The organism is Streptomyces sp. NPDC110618, from assembly GCF_055657065.1.
Window position 1 is genome coordinate 1 of sequence record NZ_JBVKBN010000045.1, and the last position, 14,014, is coordinate 14,014.

Consider the following 14,014-nt stretch of genomic DNA (forward strand, 5'->3'; position numbering starts at 1 on the left):
CGCACCCGCACCAGCCACTTCGCAGCACTTCGCCCCGCCGAGCTGACGCTCAACGGGGCGAAGTGATCAAGGGCCCGAATAAACCAACAGCGTCCGAAACGGAACCGGGCCCCTTCGCGTCCGGGGCGGCCGCGGGCTACTTGGTGAGCCCGATCTCCTCGCAGGCGGCCTTGTACTTGCTGGTGCAGATCTCGCTCAGCTTGTAGATGCCGTCGTTGACGACGGTCTCGCTGATGTTCTCCGTCGTCAGCGCGACCACCGGGACGAGCTGGGCGGGGATGTCCTTGTGCGTGGGGCTGTCGACCCGGTCCGCGGTCAGCGAGTCGAACTTGATGTCCTTGCCCTGGACCTTGGCGACGGCCATCTCGGCGGCCGCCTGGGCCTCCTCGGGGTAGGACTTGTAGACGCTCATGTACTGCTCGCCGGTGATGATGCGCTGCACTGCGTCGAGTTCGGCGTCCTGGCCGGTGATGGGCGGCATATCGGTGACGCCCGCGGCCTTGAGGGCCTGGATGACACCGCCGGCCATGCCGTCGTTGGCGGCGTAGACGGCGGCGATGTTGTCGACACCGATCTTCGCGATGTCCTGGGCCATGTGCTCCTGGGCGTTCTCCGGCTTCCAGTCCTTGACGTCGTGGGTCGCGGCGATCGTCACCTGGCCGTTGAGCTCGGAGAGCGCGCCCGACTTGAACTGCGCGGCGTTCGGGTCGGTGGGCGAGCCGTTCATCATGACGATCTTCGTCGAGGTGTCGACGTCACCGCCGAGCGCGGCCATCAGGGAGCGGCCCTGCACCTCGCCGACGAGCTCGTTGTCGAAGGAGATGTACGCGTCGATCGGGCCCTGGGCGAGGCGGTCGTAGGCGATGACCGGGATACCGGCCTGCTTGGCCTTCTCCACCGTTCCGGCGATGGACTCGGCGTCCACGGCGTCCAGCAGGATGACGTCGACCCGGTCGTCGATCATCTTCTGCATCTGGTTGGTCTGGGTGGCGGCGCTCGCGTCGGCGTTGGCGTAGACGACCTCGCCCTTGTTCTCCGTGAGCTCGGCCACCGTGGCCCGGACGATCGGGTGGTCGAACTTGTCGTACCGCGTGTTCGCCTTCTCCGGCAGCAGCAGCCCCACGGTGATGTCATCACCCTTGGTCGGGCTCGCGTCCGCACTGTCGCCCGTCACACCCAGGGCGCCACAGGCGGAGAGCGAAAGGGTCAAAGAGGACGCGGCCACGCATATGGCGATACGACGCATTGGGGAGCTCACTTCTGGTGCCTTCCGGACGCGGGCGCAGCATTGCGACCCAGGTGACTGAAAAGCCAACGCGGGACCGGGCCCCAGCGTCAAGCGGAATCACTTAACGAGTGCGCAACGCCACGCTCCGCTTGGCTTGTGAAGGTCTGACGGAATCCCCTCCAACTGGCCTTTACCTCCCCTCCGTACAACCAACGCGCCCCCTCGCGAGTCGTGATCACGACAGTGCACGACCTCCAGAGGACCGAATGAACCCAGCCAGATGCACGGCGGCCGTCGCCGTGCTCGCCACCGCGGCCGGCCTGCTGACCGCCGCCGCGGCCCCCGCTTCGGCCGCCACCTGCGCCTCGCCGGTGTTCAAGCGGACTTTCTACGCGAACACCACCTTTTCCGGCACGCCGAAGCGGACCGACTGCGACAGCGCGATCGACCAGAACTGGGGCACGGGCGCCCCGGCCTCGGGACTGCCGGGCAACTCCTTCGGCGTCCGCTGGACCGTGACCCGCGACTTCGGCTCCGGCGGGCCGTTCCGGCTCAGCGCGTCCGGCCTGGACGGCATCCGCGTCTACGTCGACGGCACGCGGAAGCTCAGCCTGTGGAAGAACGGCTCGGCCACGGTGTCCAAGAACGTCGACCTGACCCTCGCCAAGGGCAAGCACACCCTGCGGATCGACTACGTCAACTGGACGGGCTCCGCCAAGGTCAAGTTCTCCTACGCCCCGCGTACCTCCGCCTCCGTCGACAAGGTCGCCCCGCTCAAGCCCACGGGCGCGGCCGTCGCGTACGACAGGGCCACCGGCAAGGCCAGGCTGACCTGGTCGAAGAACAAGGAGATGGACCTCGCCGGGTACCAGGTCTACCGCCGCGAGAAGGGCGGCACCTACCCGTCGGCCCCGCTGGCGACGACGACCTCCGCCTCGTACACGGACAGTACGCTGCCCGTGACGGGCGCCGCCTACGAGTACACGGTCCGCGCCCACGACAAGGCCGGCAACAAGTCCTCCGCAACGGCGTCGCTCCCGGTCACCACGGCCGACCGGACGCCGCCCGCGGTGCCGGGCGGCCTGACCGCGTGGTCCGAGCCCGAAGGGCTGGACCTGAACTGGTCCCCCGTCACGGGCGCCGCGTCGTACCGGGTCTACCGATCCGCGGCCCCCGACGGCACGTACACGCGCCTGGCGACCACCACCGCGGCCACCCACATGGACACCACGGCCGCGGAGGGCGGGACCTACACCTACCGGGTCACCGCCCTGGACGCGGCGGGCAACGAGTCCGCCCGCTCCACCGCGGTCACCGCCCGGCGCGCCGACCTGACGCCGCCGCCGGCGGTGACGGGCGTGGAGGTCACCCCGACCGAGTACGGCTTCCACGTCACCTGGGACCCGAACCCGGCCCCGGACCTGGCGAACTACGTGGTCCGCCGGGGCGAACTCCAGGGCGACGAGGAGCAGCAGATCTGCTCCCTCTACCCCGGCTATTACGTCGGCCCGGACACCACCTCGTACCGCTACGAGACCGTCCCGGACGGCGAGGTGTCCTGCTTCATCGTCGACGCCGTCGACGACGACGGGAACTCCTCCTTCAAGTGGACCGGCGAGGCCCAGATCGTCGTGGCGACGGAACTGGACCTGACGCAGGAGTAGAACGGCCCGGGGCCGGGTCCGCGCGGACCCGGCCCCGGCTGTCACCACAGCGACAGATACGGCGACATCGCCGGATACCAGGCGAGCGCCGGCCACGGCAGCGCGCACACCCGCACCGCCGTCAGCGACCACCCGACGCGCCGGGGCCACACCTGCTCCCGCGACACCAGCGCGAGCGTCAGCACGAGTGACACGGCGAGCCCGATGCTCGCCGCCTCCATGTACGGCACATCCGCGAGGAACACATACGGGTCGTCCCGCCAGGTCCACAACGTCCTCGCCACGAGCAGGGTGGCCACCGCCTCCGCGGCGACGATCCACACCCTGGGTCCGGGGCGCGCGAGTATCACTCGGACTCCTTCTGCAGAGCCCGTGCAAGGGCTGGGAGGGCTGCGAAAAGGGGCCGCCGGTCCGAAGACCCGCGGCCCCTTGCGCGTACCGTACGCGCGTCAGTCGTTCTGCTGGCGCTTGGGGCGCCACACCACCAACGCGCTGGTCTGCTGCACTTCCTGGTACGGCACCAGGTCGCGGCGGTACGAGGCGTGCACCGCCGCCTCGCGCTGCTGCATCGCCGCCGCGGCCCCGTCGAGTGCCGACTGGAGTTCGGCGACCCGGGCCTGCAGCGCGGCGACCTGGTTCTGCAGTTCGATGATCCGCTTGATGCCGGCCAGGTTGATGCCCTCGTCCTGCGACAACTGCTGCACCGTGCGCAGCAGTTCGATGTCGCGGGCCGAGTAGCGGCGGCCCCGTCCGGCCGTGCGGTCCGGAGACACCAGGCCCAGCCGGTCGTACTGGCGCAGTGTCTGCGGGTGCAGGCCGGAGAGCTGGGCCGCCACCGAGATGACGTAGACCGGGGTGTCCTCGGTCAGTTCATACGGATTGCGTCGACGGCCGTCCATGTGGCATCAAGCTCCCTTCGCGGCCTGGAACAGCTCCGCCCGCGGGTCCTCGCCCGCGGTCGCCTCGCGATACGCCTCCAGCGCGTCACGAGCCTTCCCCGTCACGTCCTTCGGGACACGCACCTCCACGGTGACCAGCAGGTCCCCGCGCGTGCCGTCCTTGCGGACCGCGCCCTTGCCGCGGGCGCGCATGGTGCGGCCGTTGGGCGTGCCCGGGGGCAGCTTCAGGGTGACCGGCGGTCCGCCCAGGGTGGGCACCCTGACCTCGCCGCCGAGCGCCGCCTCGGGATACGTCACCGGCACCGTCACGGTCAGGTTGTCGCCCTTGCGGCCGAAGACCGGGTGGGAGTCGACATGCACCGTGACATACAGGTCACCGGCCGGGCCGCCCCGCTCGCCGGGCGCGCCCTTGCCGCGCAGCCGGATGCGCTGGCCGTCGTTGACCCCGGCCGGGATGCGCACCTGCATGGTCCGCGAGGACTTGGCCCGGCCGCTGCCCTTGCAGATCTCGCAGGGGTTCTCGGCGATCAGGCCACGGCCCTTGCAGTCCGGGCAGGGGTCGGTCAGCGAGAAGCCGCCGCCCGAGCCCCGGGCGACCTGTCCGGTGCCGACGCAGGTCGGGCAGACCCGCGGGTTGCCGTTCTTGTCGCCGGTGCCCGAACACGCCTTGCACGGAGACTGCGAGGACATCCTGAGGGGCACCGTGGCGCCCTCGATGGCCTCGGTGAAGGTGAGCGTGACCTCGGTGTCGATGTCCTGGCCGCGCCGGGGCTGCACCCGGGTGGTGCCGGACGAGCCCCGGTTGAACAGTCCCCCGAAGACGTCACCGAGCCCGCCGCCGAAACCGCCGGCGCCGGCGCCCCCGCCCGGCTGGGCACCCCCGAAGAGGTCGCTCAGGTCGAAGTTGAAGGAGCCGCCGCCCGCGCCCGGCCCCGGGCGGAAGCCGCCGTTGCCGAACAGGGCGCGGGCCTCGTCGTACTCCTTGCGCTTCTTGGGGTCGCCGAGGACGTCGTTCGCCTCGGAGATCTCCTTGAAGCGCTCCTCGGCCTTGGCGTTGCCCTTGTTGGCGTCCGGGTGGAACTCGCGCGCGAGCTTCCGGTACGCCTTCTTGATCTCGGCCTCGGTGGCGTCCTTGGGGACGCCGAGGACCTTGTAGTAGTCCTTCTCGATGAAGTCCTTGGTGCTCATCCCCGACGTCCCTCCTTCCTGCTGTGATCAGCCCTCTTCAGAGCCGTTGTCCTTCTCCTCGCCGGCCTCGGAAGGCTCCTCGGCCTTGACGTTCTGCGCGCCCGGCTGGGGCTCGGCGACGGCCACCCGCGCGGGCCGGATGGTGCGCTCGCCGATGCGATACCCCGGCTGGAGGATCGCGACGCAGGTCGTCTCGGTGACGTCCGGCGCGTAGGAGTGCATCAGCGCCTCGTGGATCGTCGGGTCGAAGGGCTCGCCCTCCTTGCCGAACTGCTGCAGACCCATCTTCGCCACGACGGTCTCCAGCGACTCCGCGACGGACTTGAATCCGCCGACGAGTTCGCCGTGCTCCCGCGCGCGGCCGATGTCGTCGAGCACGGGCAGGAGTTCGGTGAGGAGGTTCGCGATGGCGATCTCCCGCACCGTGATCCGGTCCCGCTCCACGCGGCGGCGGTAGTTCTGGTACTCGGCCTGCAGCCGCTGGAGGTCCGCGGTGCGCTCGTTGAGCGCGGTACGGACCTGGTCCAGCTGGGCGATCAGACCGGGGTCCGGTGTGCTGGCTGCTGCTGCGTCCCCGGCCGGGGCCGCCCCCTCAGGGGTGGCGGCCTTCGGCTCGGCGTCGTCGGGGGTCGCGCCGGAGGGGACGTCGGGCTTCTCCTCGAAGCCCGGGGTCTCCTCCGTCACGCGGCACCGTCCTTGCGCTCGTCGTCGACGATCTCGGCGTCGACCACATCGTCGTCAGCTGCCTTGGCGTCGGCCTCGGCACCGCCGCCGGCGGCCTGCGCGGCCTGGGCGTCGGCGTACATGGCCTGGCCGAGCTTCTGCGAGACCGCGGCGACCTTCTCGGTGGCGGTGCGGATCTCGGCGGTGTCCTCGCCCTTGAGCGCGGCCTTCAGCTCCTCGACGGCGCTCTCGACCTCGGTCTTGATCTCGCCGGGGACCTTGTCCTCGTTGTCCTTGAGGAACTTCTCGGTCTGGTAGACGAGCTGCTCGCCCTGGTTGCGGGTCTCGGCGGCCTCGCGGCGCTTGTGGTCCTCCTCCGCGTACTGCTCCGCCTCCTGGCGCATGCGGTCGACCTCGTCCTTCGGGAGCGAGGAACCGCCGGTGACGGTCATCTTCTGCTCCTTGCCGGTGCCGAGGTCCTTCGCCGTGACGTGCATGATGCCGTTGGCGTCGATGTCGAAGGAGACCTCGATCTGCGGGACGCCGCGCGGCGCCGGCGGCAGACCGGTCAGCTCGAACATACCGAGCTTCTTGTTGTACGCCGCGATCTCGCGCTCGCCCTGGTAGACCTGGATCTGCACGGACGGCTGGTTGTCCTCGGCCGTGGTGAAGATCTCGGACCGCTTGGTCGGGATCGTGGTGTTGCGCTCGATCAGCTTGGTCATGATGCCGCCCTTGGTCTCGATACCGAGGGACAGCGGGGTGACGTCGAGGAGCAGGACGTCCTTGACCTCACCCTTGAGGACACCGGCCTGGAGCGAGGCGCCGATGGCGACGACCTCGTCCGGGTTCACACCCTTGTTGGCCTCCTTGCCGCCGGTCAGCTCCTTGACGAGCTCGGCGACGGCGGGCATACGGGTGGAGCCACCGACGAGGACGACGTGGTCGATCTCGTTGATGGAGACACCGGCGTCCTTCATGACGTTGAAGAACGGGGTCTTGCAGCGCTCCAGCAGGTCCGCGGTCAGCTGCTGGAACTGGGCGCGGGTCAGCTTCTCGTCGAGGTGCAGGGGGCCCTCGGCGGAGGCGGTGATGTAGGGCAGGTTGATCGAGGTCTCGGTGGACGAGGACAGCTCGATCTTGGCCTTCTCGGCGGCCTCGCGGAGGCGCTGGAGGGCCATCTTGTCCTTGGACAGGTCCACGCCGTGACCGGACTGGAACTGCTTGACCAGGTAGTCGACGACGCGCTGGTCCCAGTCGTCACCACCGAGGTGGTTGTCACCGTTGGTGGCCTTCACCTCGACGACACCGTCGCCGATCTCCAGCAGGGACACGTCGAAGGTGCCGCCGCCGAGGTCGAAGACGAGGATCGTCTGGTCGTCCTTGTCGAGGCCGTAGGCGAGCGCGGCCGCGGTGGGCTCGTTGACGATACGAAGGACGTTCAGACCGGCGATCTCGCCGGCCTCCTTCGTCGCCTGGCGCTCGGAGTCGTTGAAGTAGGCGGGGACGGTGATGACCGCGTCGGTCACCTTCTCGCCCAGGTAGGCCTCGGCGTCGCGCTTCAGCTTCTGGAGGATGAACGCGGAGATCTGCTGCGGGTTGAAGGGCTTCCCGTCGAGCTCGATCTTCCAGTCCGTGCCCATGTGGCGCTTCACGGAACGGATGGTCCGGTCCACGTTGGTGACCGCCTGGCGCTTGGCCACCTCGCCGACGAGCACCTCACCGTTCTTGGCGAAGGCGACGACGGACGGCGTGGTCCTGGCGCCCTCGGCGTTGGTGATGACGGTGGGCTCGCCGCCCTCCAGAACGCTGACGACGGAGTTAGTCGTGCCCAGGTCGATGCCGACCGCACGTGCCATGGTTGATTCCTCCAGCTGACTTGAGTGGAACGGACTCAAGTGTGCATGAGCCGTCGAGCGCGGTCAACAGACCTGAGTCTGTGAGGCTCAACTCTTATCCATTCCTTACACGCAACTGGGTTCTGACCTGCACGGACGCAGTCCGCCTAGACTGCGGACGCTTCACCCTCAAGAGCAGAAGTACGGCGATCAGGGCTCCCGCGGCCACCCACAGCGCCCCCGCGGGAGCCATCCGGCCGAGGTGCACCAGCACCCCCACGACCACCGCGGCGGACGCTCCCGCGCCGAGCACCACGGTCGCGCCCTGCGGGGTCAGCCCGAGCCTTCGCAGCCGGTGCGCGAGATGGTCGGGGCCGCCGCGCAGCAGCGGGCGCCCGCCGAGCCGCCGGGCCAGCACCACCAGCAGCACATCGGCGCCCGCCACCGCCGCCAGCGCGAACAGCACGCCCGCGCTCGCGGCCCCCTCGTGCCCGGCCCGGGTCACCACGGCCGCCGCGGCGAGCGTGAACCCGGCGAACAGGGAGCCGCAGGCGCCGAGCCCCACGCGCGCGGGATGCCAGTTGTGCATCAGGAACCCGGTCAGCGCGGCGGCCAGCACGCTCAGCAGCACCGCCAGCCCGTCCAGCACCTCCGCCGCCGCGCAGACGCCGACCCCGAAGGCGGTCACCATGCCGACGGTGGCGGCGAGGCCGTCGGCGTGGTCCAGCGCCCGGAAGGCCAGCGTCACGACCACGATCCAGCAGACGGCGGCGATCCCGCCCACCACCCCGGTCTCCGCGTACGGCACCGCGCAGGCCGCCGCCACCGCCGTACCGCCCAGCAGGAACCGCGCCTTGACCCGGCGCACATCGGCGACCAGGCCGAGGGCGGCGACCGCGGCGCCCGCGACCAGCAGCCGGACGGTGTCCGCGTCGAGCGGGCCGGTGCCGGTAACGTCACCGGCCGCCGCGACCAGGCAGGTGACCAGCACGACGGCCGCGCCGCCGCCCAGCGGCAGGGGGCGCTGCCGGCGCCGGTCGAGCAGCTTCAGACGCAGGGCGGGGGCACGGACCAGGGCGGTGAGGACGGCGGAGAGAAACAGGGCGGCGGTGGCGGCGGCGATCCCGTAGAGCACGGATCTAAATTAGTGCCGAATGTACTAATTTGGCGTGAATAACACGATCGGTTCTTAAGGCGACCCTCAGCGACCCAGATCACCCCGCCGCTGGCTACAGTGCGACCGAGGATGCGGGTAGTCTCAGAGGACTGCATAAGTTACCGCTTAGTAATGTCGCCTCGCAGGCCCGAGGAGCCCCGAAATGCAACTCGCCGCGATCATCGTGTCGATGGTCCTCATGGCAGTCGGCGTCGCCCTGTTCGGCCGTGCCATCCTGCAGCTCGTCCGCTTCATGATGCTCGGCCAACCGCTGCCGGCCGGGGCCCGGACCAACGACCCCGTGCTGCGGACCATCACGGTGGCCAAGGAGTTCCTCGGCCACACCCGGATGAACCGCTGGGGCATCGTCGGCATCGCGCACTGGTTCGTGGCGATCGGCTTCTACACGCTGCTGCTGACCATCGTGAACGCCATCGGCCAGCTCTTCCAGGCCGACTGGCTGCTGCCGGTGATCGGCGAGTGGGCGCCGTACAACGTCTTCGTCGAGTTCATCGGCACCATGACCGTGCTCGGCATCGTGGTCCTCATCGCCGTCCGGCAGCTGTCGCGGCCGGGCGGGGCGGGCCGCAAGTCCCGGTTCGCGGGCTCCAACACCGGCCAGGCCTACTTCGTCGAGACGATCATCCTGATCGTCGGTGTCTGCATCTTCATGCTGCACGCCCTGGAGGGTGCCCAGCACCACGTGGACAGCTACGAGGCGTCCTTCTTCATCTCGTACCCGGTGGTCTCCGCCCTTGACGGCCTGGACCTGTCCACGCTGCAGAACCTCACCTACTTCTTCGCGGCCCTGAAGATCGCGGCGTCCTTCATCTGGATGATCACGGTCTCCCTGAAGACCGACATGGGTGTGGCCTGGCACCGCTTCCTCGGCTTCCCGAACATCTGGTTCAAGCGCAACGCCAACGGCGACTCCTCGCTCGGCGCGCTGCTGCCGATGACCTCCGGCGGCAAGCCGATCGACTTCACCGACCCCGGCGAGGACGACGTCTTCGGTGTCTCCCAGGTCGAGCAGTTCTCCTGGAAGGGCCTGCTGGACTTCTCCACCTGCACCGAGTGCGGCCGCTGCCAGTCGCAGTGCCCCGCCTGGAACACCGGCAAGCCGCTCTCCCCGAAGCTGCTGATCATGTCGCTGCGCGACCACGCGCACGCCAAGGCCCCGTACCTGCTCGCGGGCGGCGGCAAGACCATGGAGGGCGAGGAGAAGGCGTCCGAGGAGCAGCTGGCCGGGGTGCCCGCCGCCGCTCTCGCCGAGGCCGAGCGCCCGCTGATCGGCACCGCCGAGGAGAACGGCGTCATCGACCCGGACGTCCTGTGGTCCTGCACCACCTGCGGCGCCTGCGTCGAGCAGTGCCCGGTGGACATCGAGCACATCGACCACATCGTCGACATGCGCCGCTACCAGGTGATGATCGAGTCCGCGTTCCCGTCCGAGGCGGGCACGATGCTCAAGAACCTGGAGAAGAAGGGCAACCCCTGGGGCCTGGCCAAGAAGCAGCGCCTGGAGTGGACGAAGGAAGTCGACTTCGAGGTGCCGGTCGTCGGCAAGGACATCGAGGACCTCTCCGAGGTCGAGTACCTGTACTGGGTCGGCTGCGCCGGCGCCCTGGAGGACCGGGCCAAGAAGACCACCAAGGCCTTCGCGGAGCTGCTGCACATGGCGGGCGTCAAGTTCGCGATCATGGGCGGCGACGAGAAGTGCACCGGTGACTCCGCCCGCCGCCTCGGCAACGAGCCCCTGTTCCAGGAGCTCGGCATGGAGAACGTGGCCGCGCTGAACATGGCGTTCGGTGAGTCCCTCAACGAGGAGGGAGAGGTGGACGAGTCGACCAAGAAGCCCAAGTCGGCGAAGAAGATCGTCGCCACCTGCCCCCACTGCCTGAACACCCTCGGCAACGAGTACCCGCAGCTCGGCGGCGACTACGAGGTCATCCACCACACCCAGCTGCTCCAGCACCTGGTGGACGAGGGCAAGCTGGTCCCGGTCACCCCGGTCGAGGGCATCATCACCTACCACGACCCCTGCTACCTGGGCCGCCACAACAAGATCTACACGCCTCCGCGCGAGATCATCGCCAACGTTCCGGGCCTCAGGAACGAGGAGATGCACCGCCACAAGGAGCGCGGCTTCTGCTGCGGCGCCGGTGGTGCGCGGATGTGGATGGAGGAGCGGATCGGCAAGCGCATCAACAACGAGCGCGTCGACGAGGCACTCTCCCTCAACCCGGACATCGTCTCCACCGCCTGCCCGTTCTGCCTGGTCATGCTGACCGACTCGGTGAACGGCAAGAAGAACGAAGGCAAGGCCAAGGAGTCCATCCAGGTCGTGGACGTCGCCCAGCTGCTGCTGGAGTCGGTGAAGACGCCGGTCGACCCCGAGGGCCAGGCCGCCGAGGAGAACGAGCCGGAGCCGGAGCCGGTGAAGTAGCCGCCCGCAGGCGTACGACATCCTGGACGCCCCCTGCCCGACCGGGCGGGGGGCGTCCGGCGTTCCCCCTCGGCACACTGGGAGGACGCAACCCCTCCCGGGAGAGGCACCGCAGATGATCATCTTCGGCACCAAGGGCTACCTGTACCAGCTGGCGATCCTCACCCTGGTCTGCGGACAGTGCGGCAACCCCGCCGCGCACACCCTGCGCAAGCGGGTCACCAAGTTCACGCTGTTCTTCGTGCCGCTGTTCCCGGTGTCGACGAAGTACTCCACCCAGTGCACCTTCTGCGGCCTCGAACAGAAGCTGACGAAGGAACAGGCGGAACAGCTCCAGGCCCAGTCCGCGGGGGCTCAGCACGGCCAGCCGCAGCAGCAGCCGTACCAGTAGGGCCGGCTCAGGCGGTCCGCAGCCCCCGGCTCAGCATCCCCAGCAGCGTGGCGTTGACCAGCCCCGCCGCCACCGTCCCGGCGACGAACACCAGCGAGCCGAGCCACTCCGCTCCGGCGACGGGCACCGCGAGCAGCAGGGCGCCGAAGCCGAGCGGCGCGGTGGCGAAGACCGGCCAGATCGCGGCGAATCCCGGGTCCGGGGAGATGTGGACCGCGTACAGGAAGAACCCGATCGCCACGGCGACCAGTGCGAGATAGCCGCGCGAGAGCCAGTTGTCCGTGGCGGGCGCCAGCAGGGCGCGCAGGCGGGCGGAGCGTTCCATGTCTGTTCCGTTCGATGAGAGACGAGAGACGAGAGACGAGAGAGCGTCGAAGTCGTTCACGCGTGTCGCGCGGCGCGCGTGCGGTGGGCGAGGGCACCGACCACGGCGGCGTTGACCAGCGCGCTCAGCAGCAGCCATACGGCCGCGAGGACGGCGGCGAGCGTGTCGCCCACCGGCGGCATGGCGATCGCCAGGGTCGACAGCGGCGCCGTGAGCAGCAGCGGGACCGCCCCGAAGGGGTTCTCCGGGAGGGCGAGGCCGACGGCCACACCCGCCGCGAGGAGCGTCCAGTAGGCGCGGGCGGCCCAGTTGTCCGTGGCGAGGGCCAGCAGTCGGCGAGGTCGAGAGTCCTTCGGCGGCATCGCGGGTCCCCCTTGGCTTGTGGTCCGGTCCGTTTCCGGTGGACTCCACAGTGGACCGGCGGGGGCGCCGGGGCATGAGTACGCGTACTCAACGAAGTTTTCCCGAACGCACGTACAACCTTTGAGCACCAGTACGGGTCTCTTGATCGCCGCACCGGACGCACGCCCACGGACAACTCCGGCGAACGCGACCGACGGCACCCCATTGACTGCGGATGTCCCCCGGACATCCCCGCATGCCGCAGGAGAACCCGCATGCACCAGCCCCTGCGCCTCGCCCTCGCCACGGCCACCGCCGTCGCGCTGACGGGCGGGTTGCTGACGTTCACGGCCGCCACCGCGGTCTGGCGCGGCACGTCCTCGGGCCCGAGCGGCTCGGCGATGTACAACCGGGCCGGCTCCGGGGTGGCCGGCAGCCCGGAGGCGGACGACAACTTCGGCTACGCCGTCTCGGCCGAGGAGTACGCCGCGTTCGGGCACACCGTACGGCTGCGTGACGTGACCCATGACGGCAAGACGGACGTGGGGGTCGGCGGCGGCGCGGGTACCTCGGTGGTGCTGCGGGCACCGTCGGTGACGGGTGGCTTCACCCTCCCGAGGTTCACCGGCCCGTTCACGGACTGAGGCCGACCGGGTCCGCGGGCGAGGGTTGAGCACCCGCTCCCGGACCCAACCCCCAATCCCCCCTTAGGGGATGTCACAGCTCGGCCGCAAAGCCGGGCCCGAAACCCCGGGCCCGGCACGTCACTCTCCGGGACCAGGTACGTTCGAAGACGTGGCTGGATTCAGGATGGGACGCGGAGGCCGGGACAACCGGACCCCGCAAGGGCAACCGCAGCAACCTCCGTACGGGCAGCAGGCCCCGTCGTACGGCTACCCCCCGCAGGGCGCCGGGTACGGAGGTCAGGCCGGTCATGGCGCCTACGGCGGCCATGGCGGCCACGGCGAACCGGAGTACTTCGGCGACGGCGGACACCACCCGCACGCCCACGGCGGCGGCGGTCCGGACCCGTACGCGGCGAACAACCCGGGTCACACCCAGGCGTTCTCGGTCCACGACGACCCCTACAACCAGGCCCAGACCTACCAGGCGGGCGCGGCCCCGATCGGCCCCCGCCTGCACTGGAAGGACCTGCTCAAGGGCATCTTCCTCTCCCCCGACCGCACCTTCCTCCAGATGCGGGACTACGCGGTCTGGGGCCCCGCCCTGATCGTGACCTTCCTCTACGGCCTGCTCGCGGTCTTCGGCTTCGACGGCGCCCGCGAGGACGCGATCAACGCGACCCTCTCCAACGCGGTCCCGATCGTCCTGACGACGGCCGTCGCGATGGTGCTGTCCGCCTTCATCCTGGGCGTGGTCACCCACACCCTGGCCCGCCAGCTCGGCGGCAACGGCGCCTGGCAGCCCACGGTCGGCCTCTCCATGCTGATCATGTCCCTCACGGACGCCCCCCGCCTGGTCGTCGCCATGTTCTTCGGCGGCGACGCGGGCTTCGTCCAGATCCTCGGCTGGGCGACCTGGGTGGCGGCCGGCGCCCTCCTCACAATGATGGTCTCCCGCAGCCACGACCTCCCCTGGCCAAAGGCCCTGGGCGCGTCGGCGATCCAGCTGGTGGCCCTGCTGTCGATCGTGAAGCTGGGGACGTTCTAGAAGACCGGTGAACGAGGGAAGGGCTCCCGCACGTGGGTGTGCGGGAGCCCTTTTCGTTGCCGTGCCGGTGGCAGCGGCGCAATCTGAAAGAAGGAAGTTCCGTGCCGTGAGGATGCTCCTATGGATGTCAAGCGGCTTCGGCGAGGTCGCTGTGGGTGGCGTCGCGCCCGGTGTGCGGTGTGTGGAGTGACTTGATGAGGATG

The 14,014-nt window shown here is 69.5% G+C and carries 14 protein-coding genes; 5 read left to right on the top strand and 9 right to left on the bottom strand.

Features of this window, described 5'->3' with window-relative positions:
* Positions 1-136 precede the first annotated feature (136 nt).
* Positions 137-1,246 carry a substrate-binding domain-containing protein gene (locus ACZ7L7_RS37045; protein WP_471431011.1) on the bottom strand — a complete coding sequence of 370 codons (1,110 nt, stop codon included), beginning with the start codon at positions 1,244-1,246 and terminating at the stop codon, positions 137-139.
* A gap of 248 nt (positions 1,247-1,494) precedes the next feature.
* On the opposite strand from ACZ7L7_RS37045, the gene ACZ7L7_RS37050 reads away from it, so the two are divergent.
* Complete coding sequence (locus tag ACZ7L7_RS37050) at positions 1,495-2,892, top strand: fibronectin type III domain-containing protein (RefSeq protein ID WP_472078017.1); 1,398 nt, start codon at positions 1,495-1,497, stop codon at positions 2,890-2,892.
* Between the two features lie 41 nt (positions 2,893-2,933).
* Here the strand turns inward: ACZ7L7_RS37050 and ACZ7L7_RS37055 are convergent, their stop codons facing one another.
* From ACZ7L7_RS37055 to ACZ7L7_RS37080, 6 genes are all read right to left on the bottom strand, one after another.
* Positions 2,934-3,242, bottom strand: coding sequence for a hypothetical protein (locus ACZ7L7_RS37055; protein ID WP_472078019.1), 309 nt, complete (start codon positions 3,240-3,242; stop codon positions 2,934-2,936).
* 99 nt (positions 3,243-3,341) lie between these two features.
* Positions 3,342-3,791: a heat shock protein transcriptional repressor HspR gene (locus ACZ7L7_RS37060; protein WP_093721994.1), complete on the bottom strand. Its 450-nt coding sequence runs from the start codon at positions 3,789-3,791 to the stop codon at positions 3,342-3,344.
* 6 nt (positions 3,792-3,797) lie between these two features.
* Positions 3,798-4,979, bottom strand: coding sequence for a molecular chaperone DnaJ (gene dnaJ, locus ACZ7L7_RS37065; protein WP_285514335.1), 1,182 nt, complete (start codon positions 4,977-4,979; stop codon positions 3,798-3,800).
* 27 nt (positions 4,980-5,006) lie between these two features.
* On the bottom strand, positions 5,007-5,663 hold the full coding sequence (grpE, locus tag ACZ7L7_RS37070; protein ID WP_285514336.1) for a nucleotide exchange factor GrpE: 657 nt from the start codon (positions 5,661-5,663) through the stop codon (positions 5,007-5,009).
* Complete coding sequence (dnaK, locus tag ACZ7L7_RS37075) at positions 5,660-7,501, bottom strand: molecular chaperone DnaK (RefSeq protein WP_285514337.1); 1,842 nt, start codon at positions 7,499-7,501, stop codon at positions 5,660-5,662. Before dnaK ends, grpE begins: the two co-directional genes overlap by 4 nt.
* A gap of 94 nt (positions 7,502-7,595) precedes the next feature.
* Positions 7,596-8,615, bottom strand: a complete 1,020-nt coding sequence (locus ACZ7L7_RS37080; protein WP_472078020.1) for an MraY family glycosyltransferase — start codon at positions 8,613-8,615, stop codon at positions 7,596-7,598.
* A 184-nt stretch (positions 8,616-8,799) separates the two neighbouring features.
* Here ACZ7L7_RS37080 and ACZ7L7_RS37085 point away from each other — a divergent pair, with 184 nt between their 5' ends.
* Together ACZ7L7_RS37085 and ACZ7L7_RS37090 are read left to right on the top strand one after the other, a co-directional pair.
* Complete coding sequence (locus ACZ7L7_RS37085; protein ID WP_285514339.1) at positions 8,800-11,082, top strand: (Fe-S)-binding protein; 2,283 nt, start codon at positions 8,800-8,802, stop codon at positions 11,080-11,082.
* 115 nt (positions 11,083-11,197) lie between these two features.
* On the top strand, positions 11,198-11,473 hold the full coding sequence (locus ACZ7L7_RS37090) for a zinc-ribbon domain-containing protein (protein ID WP_285514340.1): 276 nt from the start codon (positions 11,198-11,200) through the stop codon (positions 11,471-11,473).
* A gap of 7 nt (positions 11,474-11,480) precedes the next feature.
* Here ACZ7L7_RS37090 and ACZ7L7_RS37095 read toward each other — a convergent pair whose 3' ends face one another.
* Both ACZ7L7_RS37095 and ACZ7L7_RS37100 read right to left on the bottom strand, forming a co-directional pair.
* A complete protein-coding gene (locus tag ACZ7L7_RS37095) occupies positions 11,481-11,798 on the bottom strand; it encodes an SCO4225 family membrane protein (RefSeq protein WP_285514341.1) in 318 nt (105 codons plus the stop codon).
* Positions 11,799-11,854: 56 nt separating this feature from the next.
* On the bottom strand, positions 11,855-12,160 hold the full coding sequence (locus ACZ7L7_RS37100; RefSeq protein ID WP_453600464.1) for an SCO4225 family membrane protein: 306 nt from the start codon (positions 12,158-12,160) through the stop codon (positions 11,855-11,857).
* A gap of 255 nt (positions 12,161-12,415) precedes the next feature.
* Here ACZ7L7_RS37100 and ACZ7L7_RS37105 point away from each other — a divergent pair, with 255 nt between their 5' ends.
* Together ACZ7L7_RS37105 and ACZ7L7_RS37110 are read left to right on the top strand one after the other, a co-directional pair.
* Entirely contained in the window at positions 12,416-12,784 is a 369-nt protein-coding gene (locus ACZ7L7_RS37105) for a hypothetical protein (RefSeq protein ID WP_285514343.1), read from the top strand.
* A 70-nt stretch (positions 12,785-12,854) separates the two neighbouring features.
* Positions 12,855-13,811, top strand: a complete 957-nt coding sequence (locus ACZ7L7_RS37110; RefSeq protein ID WP_285514344.1) for a Yip1 family protein — start codon at positions 12,855-12,857, stop codon at positions 13,809-13,811.
* The last annotated feature ends 203 nt before the right edge of the window (positions 13,812-14,014 follow it).

What these genes read in the sequence shown, in the direction of transcription:
- ACZ7L7_RS37045 (WP_471431011.1), bottom strand. Translation starts at nt 1,246, where the DNA reads ATGCGTCGTATCGCCATATGCGTGGCCGCGTCCTCTTTGACCCTTTCG.
- ACZ7L7_RS37050 (WP_472078017.1), top strand. Translation starts at nt 1,495, where the DNA reads ATGAACCCAGCCAGATGCACGGCGGCCGTCGCCGTGCTCGCCACCGCG.
- ACZ7L7_RS37060 (WP_093721994.1), bottom strand. Translation starts at nt 3,791, where the DNA reads ATGGACGGCCGTCGACGCAATCCGTATGAACTGACCGAGGACACCCCG.
- dnaJ (WP_285514335.1), bottom strand. Translation starts at nt 4,979, where the DNA reads ATGAGCACCAAGGACTTCATCGAGAAGGACTACTACAAGGTCCTCGGC.
- dnaK (WP_285514337.1), bottom strand. Translation starts at nt 7,501, where the DNA reads ATGGCACGTGCGGTCGGCATCGACCTGGGCACGACTAACTCCGTCGTC.
- ACZ7L7_RS37085 (WP_285514339.1), top strand. Translation starts at nt 8,800, where the DNA reads ATGCAACTCGCCGCGATCATCGTGTCGATGGTCCTCATGGCAGTCGGC.
- ACZ7L7_RS37090 (WP_285514340.1), top strand. Translation starts at nt 11,198, where the DNA reads ATGATCATCTTCGGCACCAAGGGCTACCTGTACCAGCTGGCGATCCTC.
- ACZ7L7_RS37095 (WP_285514341.1), bottom strand. Translation starts at nt 11,798, where the DNA reads ATGGAACGCTCCGCCCGCCTGCGCGCCCTGCTGGCGCCCGCCACGGAC.
- ACZ7L7_RS37100 (WP_453600464.1), bottom strand. Translation starts at nt 12,160, where the DNA reads ATGCCGCCGAAGGACTCTCGACCTCGCCGACTGCTGGCCCTCGCCACG.
- ACZ7L7_RS37105 (WP_285514343.1), top strand. Translation starts at nt 12,416, where the DNA reads ATGCACCAGCCCCTGCGCCTCGCCCTCGCCACGGCCACCGCCGTCGCG.
- ACZ7L7_RS37110 (WP_285514344.1), top strand. Translation starts at nt 12,855, where the DNA reads ATGTCACAGCTCGGCCGCAAAGCCGGGCCCGAAACCCCGGGCCCGGCA.